The organism is Nostoc sp. CHAB 5715, from assembly GCF_020829685.1.
Taxonomy (GTDB): Bacteria; Cyanobacteriota; Cyanobacteriia; order Cyanobacteriales; family Nostocaceae; genus Nostoc.
The window spans coordinates 1-6,308 of sequence record NZ_JAIVFR010000404.1; the positions used below are offsets into that span (position 1 = coordinate 1).

Here is a 6,308-nt window from a genome sequence, read left to right on the forward strand (position 1 = left end):
CCTGAGCATAAGCAGCCCGTTTATAAGGATAAGATTTCAGTGTTTCTAAGTAAGCATACTGTTTCGGATTTGTTTTATAGTACTGTGCGGGAACTGATATTGACTGATCGTCTATTGCTAAAATTACGATGTCTTCCGGAGGCAAAATCGGGCCACGCACTTGAAAAAAGGCAGAAAGCGCCTTATTTTCCATCAATTGAACTAATTCTCCACCAGAAGCACTCAGCACTGCTGCACCCATTGCCCAACCGCCAGCGAGGAGATGACCTAAGAGAATCATCCACCTAGACTGACGAGCCGATGCTGTTGACGTTACCTTTGTCGGTTTACTTGAGTGTCTATTGGCAGCAGAGACATAGTTTTTAGTTAAGGTAGATGTAGGTTTTTCTGCCATATCGTGTTACTGATTGATTTAAGTCCAACACTTTTATTTATTCAGACCACGTTTTAGTACAAGCACATTGAAATAAGATTTAAATGACAATCTTATACATTTGTAAAGTATCTTCTATTCATCAACAAACTTTTATTGGCAAAGGTAGCCCCCAAGAGATTCCTACTCAGGTACTGCCTAAATTATTATTTTTCTGTTGAGTGAGTTACAAAAGAGTGATTGTCTCACAGATTATAGCCGGATATACTTCATCTCTGTAATTGGTTGCGGCGAGATTTTCCCCTAACCTAACCAACAAGTACGTTCTTAAGCTGTTACGCATTTAAGTTGCACATCAACTGGTGAGGTTGTCCTTTGTCATTTGTCCTTTGTCCTTTGTCCTTTGTCGTTGGTAAACACAAATAACTAATGACTAATGACTAATGACTAATGACGGTCTACACGGAAAATAGTGCAATATGTAGGCGCGTTAGCTTAACTGGGGTTTTACCAGAAGCTGTCCCAAGCTTGTCTTCTGTCTTTGGCGCAATATTGGTACTCCCGACAAAGCGTATCCTTATACTGAAAGCTAAACCTATAGATAGGGATCAACTTATATCCTACCCTAAGCCTATGCCATACCTCTTTAGGAGTAAAATTTAGTGTTATACAGTTATGAATGCTGTTACTAGTTCAATTTTATTGGTAGATTTTGATCGCAGGGTGGCTCTTGCAGTGCCGGAGGTGAATAAGGTTTAGCACCCAGTATCTCAACTCCAATGTTGCAGGCGTTTTTATGCCTTGAAAGAGGTAGGATAAAAGCTACAGATGAAGAGTTAGTTTATAGATATTAGCAAACAAGGCATTTGAAAATTGCTATAATCTATTGTTCCATCTAAATTCATATATATTATTAGGTGTAAATTTGTATGGGTTCTCCAATGAATCGTCTGTCTATTTTTGTAGACGGAAACAATATGTTCTATGCTCAACAAAAAAATGGTTGGTTTTTTGACCCGCGGCGAGTTTTAGAATACTTCAAACATGAGCAATCAGAAACAACATTAATTAATGCATTCTGGTACACTGGCTAAAAAGACCCACAAGATCAGCGAGGTTTTAGAGATGCTCTAATTAGTCTAGGATATACAGTTAGAACTAAAATTCTTAAAGAATATTATGATGATACCTCTGGTCGTTACTCGCAAAAAGCGAATTTAGATATTGAAATTGTTGTAGATATGTTTAATACAGTAGACCAGTATGACCGAGTAGTATTATTCAGTGGCGATGGAGATTTTGAAAGAGCAATCGAACTATTACGTTCAAAAAATACACATATTACAGTAGTATCGACAGAAGGAATGATCGCTAGAGAACTACGGAATGCTACTGACAGATATATAGATTTAAATGATATCAGAGATCAAATAGAAAAAACCGAAGGTTAGTAGTCTTAGCAATTATTTACAAAGGTAAGAGTAAAAAAAACTAAGGTTGAAGATATTTTGATACATAAGTAAAAATTAAACAAGAAAGCACAAATGACAAACAAAACAGACCGAATCATCATTTTTGATACTACACTGCGAGATGGAGAGCAGTGTCCAGGAGCAACTCTGAATATAGACGAAAAGCTAGTTATTGCCAAGCAACTAGCGCGTCTGGGTGTGGATATAATTGAGGCAGGCTTTGCCTTTGCCAGTCCTGGAGATTTTGAAGCAGTCAGCAAGATTGCCCAAATTGTGGGGACAGAAAATGGTCCGGTAATTTGCAGTTTGGCCACCATATCATCGTTCTTGGCTTTAAAATATTCAACATAGATGGCCTGCCCGTTTTTATAGCGGCTTTCCACTATTTTCAATACCTTCTCCGTTTTTTCGACACCTACCAGGGCTGATTTCAGCGATTCTTCAGAAGATACAAGATCATAATAGGCCTGGGTGACCTGGAGCTGGACCTGCTGTTTCACTTCTTCGATTTTCGTTTCAAGAATGCTCTTCTGGATTTTCGTTTGCTGCATTTTGTGCTTCTTTTCATATCCGTGATAAAGATCCCATTGCACGCCTATTTGTGCCAGGGCATATGCCTGGTTCCGGAAAGTATATCCGAATCCCTGGAAACCCGTGCTGCCACCTACAGACAGCTGAGGAAGTTTTGCGTTTTTGGTCTGCATGAGTAAAATCGTCTCATTGACCTTAATACCGCTTTGCAGCTGATTAAATTCCGGCCTGTTGATGAGGGCAGATTGCTTGGACCGCTCCAGGTCTTCCACATGAACAGGAATATTGACCAGGGAGGTATCTGCAATAATATCCGTAGTAAGATCGCGGTTCAGCAGGAAGTTAAAATAGGCTTTGGCCGACTCCCGGTTTTTGCGGAAAACCGAATTCTGCTGATCCAGTTTACTGATCTCATATTCGGTAGACATGACCGCGTCTTTCAGAGCCACATTATTAGCCACCAGTTTCTGATTCAGGACCAGGAATTGGGATAAAACAGTCCTGGACTGATCAATCAGCTTAATGGTTTCAAGTGTCTGCAGATATTGATAGTAGGCGGTTTCAATCGTATATCTCAGCTCATATTTCAGAGCTTTTCTTTTGGCCTCCTCGGTTTGGAGCAGCTCCTTTTGCAGCAGGATATTGTATTTGATATCCGTATTGAAGATAGGATATTGAAAGGTCACTTTGGTTTCATGAAAATTGTTGGGGGCCAGCTGCTGGCTGACATTCTCGACCATCGGGAAATTGGAGCTGGAGGTCAGCTGGTTAAGGGTTTTGTAAACCGGGTTCAGCAAGTCTCCGATCGGAAAATCAAGTTTACGCCCCCCGGCAGCCAGGGTGTAATTGGGAGCAAACGCAATTCTTGGCGAAAGGTTGCTTCTGGCGATGTCAATGTTTTTGACCGCTTTCTCAAATTCGAGGTTTTGTTGTTTCAGGGCCAGGTTGCTTTCAAGTCCCTGCTGCACATAGCTTTGCACAATCCCGGACTGGGCTGCGGCCTGGCCGCCAATACATGTTAAACAGAGGTAAAAGGTTATTTTTTTCATGAGTACTCTTTAGGTATATGGGCTGTTTCTTTTAGGAAACATTTTATAGGATCTGCGTGGTTATTTCATCGTAAAACTGGTCTTCACCATATTGCTGACCGACTTGGCAATGATATCCCCTTTTTCGTTGGTGATCTGACATTCAGCATGAACAATCGTGTTGCCGTTACGGACAATACTTGATTTCACGAGGATTATCTCACCTATTTTGGCGGGGTTCAGAAAGTCGACATTCAGGTTGACAGAAGCATAAAAAGCACCCTTATCCAGGGAATAAACCGTTGCCCCGATCACTTCGTCCATCATGGCAGAAGCTACACCGCCGTGGAGTATCATGGCCGGGTTGGTAAATTCGGGCTTTACTTCAAATTCAAAGCCCAGACTTCCGAATTCTGCACTTACCAGTTTGCCATCCAGCCATTTAGCCAGCAATGAAGGGCTGTTTTCGCCCATCCTGTTACCGATGTTGGCTTTAAAGAATTCAATTATTTTGTTTGTCATTGCCTATTTTACCTAAATGTGTATTATTAAACGCGTTTTCAAATTTTAATCCATAGCCGAATACCCTGTCCATGGCCGAATGAGAAAAAAGAATTACACCAGATAAGAGCAAGATTGGAGATGCTATTGCAATTCCAATGCCATAAATGAATATGGCTAATGCTTTATGGTGAAAAAAATTATAAACCCATGCTCCGTCTTTCGGGTTTATCGTATATCCTATCATGCTAAGGTCCGGTAACAGCAGACAAGCCGGGAAATACCACCAGGCATAGTCCAGCTGACTGAATAAAATAATGCCGAGAAAGAACTGTCCGGCTTCTTCAAGGGTGATCAAGGTTTTCATGAGGGCTGGGTTTGAGAGATTAAACAAAGGCTTAATTACTGTACTTTCTTTTCATTAAAGAAATCCTTTCAGATATATTATTTCATTTTCTCTCCTAGCTTTCTGACTTTTTCAAGTTCTCTGGCCCTGAATGATTCTTTTGATAACCTCACCGGCCCTATAGAAGTTATTCCGACAGGGGAGATTCCGCAAAATTCGAAAGTCATTCTTTTAAGGGCTTTGTAGCCCGGCCCCCCGTTAAAAATCCTGTAAAACCAGGCCGGCTGGTCCATCGTACATATGATGCGGGCTGTCCTTCCTTTCAGTAGTTTTTTCCACCAGAGCGAGTTTTCTATCTTCTCAAATGCGAATCCCGGCAGGAGAATACGGTCGAAAAAACCCTTCAGCAAAGCCGGAACACCGCCCCACCACAGCGGGTGAACGACAACAATATGTTCTGCCCAGAGAATCTTTTTCTGAGCCGCGATCAGGTCCGGTTCCAGGTTGGTCCTTTTTCTGTACCCATACTCGAGGTTGGGGTTGAATTCCAGGTCATAAATGTTGAGTACCTCTATTTCTGCCCCTGCATTTAAAGCTCCGGTCCGGTAGGCATTGGCCAGGGCCTGGCAGTAACTTTCTTTGTCGGGATGGCCCTGGATAAGTAATATCTTTTTCATAAATGTGATTAATTTTTTACTGCAATAAACAGAATACTGGCAAACAGCCAGAGGCATAAAGGGGTATAATAACGGGTGTCAAGTAAGGCAAATGCTGTATTTCTGATCTTTTTAGTCAGTCCGACATACCTGAACTCGCCGATAGCCCTGACCAGGAATATTCCGCTGACGATGTATAAGGCTGTATCTTTGAATCTGTCGATTGGGCTGAAAGAGACTAATCCTGATCCGGTGAGCATCAGAAAAGAAAATACCATGAGGCCAAAAGCCACTGTCAGAGTGGCCAATGCACCGGGTTGAAAAGAGAGTTGTCCTTTCATGTTGCCCGGGATCGCATATGCGGCACCCCATTTACCCCCAAGAGCCCAATAGATATGGATAGCGGAAATCAGGAAAAACACAAGGGCATTGATAACCGACAAGGTAATAACCATGATTTCTAATGTCTTTTGTATGAAAGAATTAAACCCAGCCCCAAACCGACCAATGAGATTCCGAAAACAGCCACACCTACCCAAAGTATCCAGATCATGCTGTTTGGCTGATTAAGCTGATTGCCGATAGCAGCTGCAAAAAAACCTCCGCTGATCAGGATAGCTGCAAACGGGAAACCGGAACGAAGCATCCATCTGACTCTCTCCTTATATATCGTGTGATCAACAAAAAGAAGTGTAACCAGTGAAAGGATCACCAAAACACCCGCATGGGCATGACCGGCACGGAACATGCTTTTCTGAAAGTCTGTCAGCGGCATATCAAACTGACCGGACAGCACCGATAACAAAAAAGTACCTCCGTAGGCAATGGACGGAACCGTCAGAATGATGATTCCGGCCATTAATTTTGCTTCTCTTGTAATCATAAACTTTTCAAAGTTTGTGAGAATAACTCCAGGGCTCTGATCAACCTCGGAATTCTCTCGGATTCATCAAACATCAGTGTTCTTTTGCGGAGATGTAGCGTAACAAGCCCATGAACGGTCGCCCACACCATCATCGAAAGGTCATCCAAATCGTAGCCTTTGAAATGCCCGGCATCGAGACATCTCTGTACCACGGCTTTCAGCATGCCGAATGCCCTGTTGCCATCTTCCCAGATGTCGTCGCTACAGGCCAGGGCTTCAATGGGTGAAATCATCAGGAACATCAGGTCATATAATTCCGGATTTTCAAGGCCATACCGGAGGTATTGTTCTCCCATACCGATCAGCTGATCCATGGGGTTTTCAATATAAGCCACCGCTTCAAATGATTTTATAAGCCCGATAAAGGATTCGCTGTGTAAGGCAAAAAGCAGTTCGTTTTTGTCTTTGAAATACAGATAGATGGTACCCGGACTGTATTCTATAGCATCGGCGATGTTACGGATACTTGTTTTTTC

The 6,308-nt window shown here is 42.3% G+C and carries 7 protein-coding genes and 3 pseudogenes; 2 read left to right on the top strand and 8 right to left on the bottom strand.

The features are described 5' to 3' along the window. The coding region (locus LC574_RS21410) for a CHASE2 domain-containing protein (RefSeq protein ID WP_229455501.1) at window positions 1-394 on the bottom strand (394 nt) is incomplete at its 3' end. Between the two features lie 908 nt (window positions 395-1,302). On the opposite strand from LC574_RS21410, the pseudogene LC574_RS21415 reads away from it, so the two are divergent. Beyond that, window positions 1,303-1,824, top strand: a pseudogene (locus tag LC574_RS21415) (NYN domain-containing protein). Window positions 1,825-1,917: 93 nt separating this feature from the next. After that, window positions 1,918-2,157: pseudogene (locus LC574_RS21420) on the top strand (2-isopropylmalate synthase); the annotation flags it as partial. A gap of 44 nt (window positions 2,158-2,201) precedes the next feature. Here LC574_RS21420 and LC574_RS21425 read toward each other — a convergent pair. The 7 genes and pseudogenes from LC574_RS21425 to LC574_RS21455 form a co-directional block, all read right to left on the bottom strand. Further along, a pseudogene (locus tag LC574_RS21425) lies at window positions 2,202-3,425 on the bottom strand (TolC family protein); the annotation flags it as partial. A 60-nt stretch (window positions 3,426-3,485) separates the two neighbouring features. Then, window positions 3,486-3,926, bottom strand: a complete 441-nt coding sequence (locus tag LC574_RS21430) for a PaaI family thioesterase (RefSeq protein ID WP_166564337.1) — start codon at window positions 3,924-3,926, stop codon at window positions 3,486-3,488. Then, a complete protein-coding gene (locus tag LC574_RS21435; protein ID WP_229455503.1) occupies window positions 3,907-4,272 on the bottom strand; it encodes a DUF4260 domain-containing protein in 366 nt (121 codons plus the stop codon). The genes LC574_RS21430 and LC574_RS21435 overlap by 20 nt, the downstream gene beginning before the upstream one ends. A gap of 77 nt (window positions 4,273-4,349) precedes the next feature. Next, a complete protein-coding gene (locus LC574_RS21440) occupies window positions 4,350-4,928 on the bottom strand; it encodes an NAD(P)H-dependent oxidoreductase (RefSeq protein ID WP_166564339.1) in 579 nt (192 codons plus the stop codon). A gap of 8 nt (window positions 4,929-4,936) precedes the next feature. Further along, window positions 4,937-5,362 carry a DUF3995 domain-containing protein gene (locus tag LC574_RS21445; RefSeq protein WP_166564340.1) on the bottom strand — a complete coding sequence of 142 codons (426 nt, stop codon included), beginning with the start codon at window positions 5,360-5,362 and terminating at the stop codon, window positions 4,937-4,939. 5 nt (window positions 5,363-5,367) lie between these two features. Then, window positions 5,368-5,790 carry a hypothetical protein gene (locus LC574_RS21450; protein WP_205748852.1) on the bottom strand — a complete coding sequence of 141 codons (423 nt, stop codon included), beginning with the start codon at window positions 5,788-5,790 and terminating at the stop codon, window positions 5,368-5,370. After that, a partial coding sequence (locus LC574_RS21455) for a TetR/AcrR family transcriptional regulator (RefSeq protein ID WP_229455504.1) occupies window positions 5,787-6,308 on the bottom strand: 522 nt, incomplete at its 5' end. The genes LC574_RS21455 and LC574_RS21450, both read right to left, overlap by 4 nt.